Source organism: Caulobacter sp. P1_B12_2 (assembly GCF_056406675.1).
The window spans coordinates 1-3,040 of record NZ_JBFTZS010000508.1 but is presented as its reverse complement, the minus strand read 5'-3'; the positions used below and the strand labels follow the sequence as shown (position 1 = coordinate 3,040).

Below are 3,040 nucleotides of genomic sequence, written 5' to 3'. Positions count from 1 at the left end.
GCGCAGCACCGGCTGGGCGATCAGACGGTTGAGCAGGAACGACGAGATCAGGGTGGTGGCGATGGCGATCAGGGCGAACGGCAGCAGGGCCTTGCGCTCGGCGGCGATGATCTGGTCGACGTCGCCGGCTTCCAGGGTCAGCACCCCCAGCACCGCGCGAACGTGCTGGATGGGGATCGACACCGACACCACCCGCTCGCCCATCTCGTCGATGCGGGTTCCAGCCACCGGCTCGCCCAGCTTGGCCTGGGCGATCTCGGCGGCCAGGGCGGCCCGCGCGGCCTCGGCCGCCTTGGGCTTGGTGGTGGGATCGCGGGTCGGCAGGCCGAAGGCCGGCTGGCCGGGCTTGCGGGCGGGCGGCAGGACCTTGGACTCCACGCGGTCGGCGACGACGTAGGAATCGGCCAGCTGATTGCCCTGCGCGTCGAACAGCCGCGCGCGCTGCGAGCGCGGGATGAACAGGCTCTGCAGGATGTCGCTGGCCTGGTCGGGCACCAGGCGCGGCTCGGGATCGCCGACCGTGGCGGCCAGGTCGATCACGTTGGCGATCAGCTCGCCCTGGGTGGTCAGGCTGTCGATGCGGGTGTTGATCAGGCCGCTGCGCAGCTCGTTCAGCACCAGCGCCCCGCCCAGCAGCACCGCCAGGGCCAGCAGGTTCAGCCCGATGATCAGCCGGCCCAGGCGCGAACCCCTGGGCCAGGCCAGTTTAGGGGGCCAGGCCAGCTTGGGCCAAGCGAGCCGGGGCCAGGCCGGCCTGGACCAGGTCATCCGCCGTTTCGGCTTGGCTGAGGCCTCCGATCCCACGGCGGGATCAGGATTCGCGATATCGGTAGCCGACGCCATACAGGGTTTCGATGGAATCGAACTCCGGATCGACCTGGCGGAACTTCTTGCGCATCCGCTTGATGTGGCTGTCGATGGTGCGGTCGTCGACATAGACCTGATCGTCGTAGGCGGCGTCCATCAGGTTGTCGCGGCTCTTCACGAAGCCCGGGCGCTGGGCCAGCGACTGCAACAGCAGGAACTCGGTGACCGTCAGGCGCACCGGCTTGCCGTCCCACAGGCTGTCGTGACGCGCCGAGTCGAGCGTCAGCTTGCCGCGCTTCATGATCTTGGAATTGGCCGAACCCGGCGCGACGCCCGGCTCATCCTCTTCCGGACGGGCCCGGCGCAGCACGGCCTTGACCCGCTCCAGCAGCAGACGCTGGCTGAACGGCTTGTGGATGTAGTCGTCGGCCCCGAGGTTGAAGCCGAGGATCTCGTCGATCTCGTCGTCCTTGGAGGTCAGCATGATCACCGGGATCTCGGTGGTCTGGCGCAGGCGGCGCAGCACTTCCATGCCGTCCATGCGCGGCATCTTGACGTCCAGGATCACCAGGTCGGGCGCCTGGCTCTCGACCGCGTCGAGTCCCGACGCGCCGTCGTAATAGGCCTTCACCACGTGGCCGTGGCTTTCCAGCGCCAGCGAAACCGAAGCGACAATGTTCTCGTCGTCGTCGATGAGAGTAATATCGGCCATCGAGCCCTATCGGTCCTTTCGCGGAGTTCCTGTCGATACTATCGACCGGCGTCGCCCGCTACAACGCGTGGCGCGGCTAAGCTTTCCCGGTCTTTTGCGTCTCCAGCATGGCGTCATTGCGGCGCGCGCCGGTATGGGCGGGCGGCGGCAACCTCACCTTAAGGTCTTGTATCCCATAACGGAGCCTCGGGGAGCGTTTTGYCGATGAGCGACCAAGTCCATTACGAGCTGTTCGTGCGCCGCAAGGTCGGCGCGCAGTGGACGCTCGACATGGCGACCGAGGTTCGCACCCACGCCCTGGCCACCGCCGAGGAGGCCCTGGAGCAGGGCCGGGCTGTCGCCGTGCGGGTCAGCAAGGAGACCCTCTGCCCCGACACCCGCGAATACAAGTCGATCTCGATCTTCACCAAGGGTCAGGTCGACGGCGGCAAGCCCAAGAAGGTCCAGGAGGACCTCGAACCCCTCTGCGTCCAGCCGTCCGACCTCTACACCGCCCACGCGCGCGACCGCATCGGCCGCTTGCTGGAAGGCTGGCTGGAGCGCCACAACGCCACCCCGTTCGAGCTGCTGCATCGCCCTGACCTGGTCGAGCAGCTGGAAGCCTCGGGCACCGACCTGCAGCACGCCCTTCAGAAGATCGCCATTCCCGAGGCCGAAGCCCGGGGCATGTCGGTCCACGAGCTGATCCGCACCTTCCAGGGCCTGGTCGAGCGCACCGTCGCCAACCTGATGAAGCAGTTCAAGAAGGGCGCCCTGCCCGACCTGGACAGGGAAGGCTTCGCCCGCGCCGCCGAGCGCCTGGCCATCGATCCCGACCGCGCCTTCCTGCTGGGGGCCGGCGTCGCCGCCTCGATCGCGCCCGGCAAGAACTGGTCCGAGAAACTCGCCCGCCTGCTCGACCTGGCCGACGCGGCGCCGACCGAACCCAAGGCCCGGGCCGCCGCCTTGGCCGCCATCGAGACCCCCCTGGCCGAGATCATCGGCTCCAAGGCCGGCATGGCCGACCTGCTGGGCGCCAACGACGCCGATCTGGGGACCACCCTGGCGGCCATGACCCGCCTGGCCGGCGGCGCCAAGGTCGAAGGCCTGATCCGCATCGAGGCCGGGGTGCGCAACTGCATGCCCGAGCTGAACGGCACGGCCAAGCGCCTGTGCGAGTGGCTGGGCGGCGAGGACTTCCCCGCCGTGCGGATGTCGATCGCCCAGCGGGTGCTCAAGGAGCTGAACGGCGTGCGCCGCCTCAAGCCCGCCGACGCCGAGGCCGAGATCGAGTTCCTGCGCGCCCTGGCCATGAGCCTGACCGCCGCCGCGGGCCGCATCCTGCCGCCGGAAGACATCACCAGCGCCTTCACGACCCGCTCCAAGACCCTGTTGAACGGCGAGTTCATCGAAGCCCTGCTCGGCCGCGACCGCTCGTCGCGCGAGGAGGTGCAGATGCTGATCCGCCTGGCCGAGAACGTCATGGGCGCGGTCAACAAGCGCATGGCCGCCCGCTGGCTGTCGGCCAACGTCCTGGCCCCG

Annotated in this window: 3 protein-coding genes; 1 reads left to right on the top strand and 2 read right to left on the bottom strand. The window is 68.8% G+C overall.

Annotated features, from left to right (window positions below):
* Positions 1 to 768: sensor N-terminal transmembrane domain-containing protein (locus AC1DZ6_RS22360; protein WP_477099320.1), on the bottom strand; the 768-nt coding region annotated here is incomplete at its 3' end.
* A gap of 43 nt (positions 769 to 811) precedes the next feature.
* Positions 812 to 1,519 (bottom strand): response regulator transcription factor, encoded by a 708-nt coding sequence (locus tag AC1DZ6_RS22355; RefSeq protein WP_477099319.1) that lies wholly within the window; start codon positions 1,517 to 1,519, stop codon positions 812 to 814.
* A gap of 204 nt (positions 1,520 to 1,723) precedes the next feature.
* On the opposite strand from AC1DZ6_RS22355, the gene AC1DZ6_RS22350 reads away from it, so the two are divergent.
* A partial coding sequence (locus AC1DZ6_RS22350) for a hypothetical protein (protein WP_477099318.1) occupies positions 1,724 to 3,040 on the top strand: 1,317 nt, incomplete at its 3' end.

Bases quoted from the DNA above. Each gene is read 5' to 3' on its own strand.
- AC1DZ6_RS22355 (WP_477099319.1), bottom strand. From the start codon at position 1,519: ATGGCCGATATTACTCTCATCGACGACGACGAGAACATTGTCGCTTCG.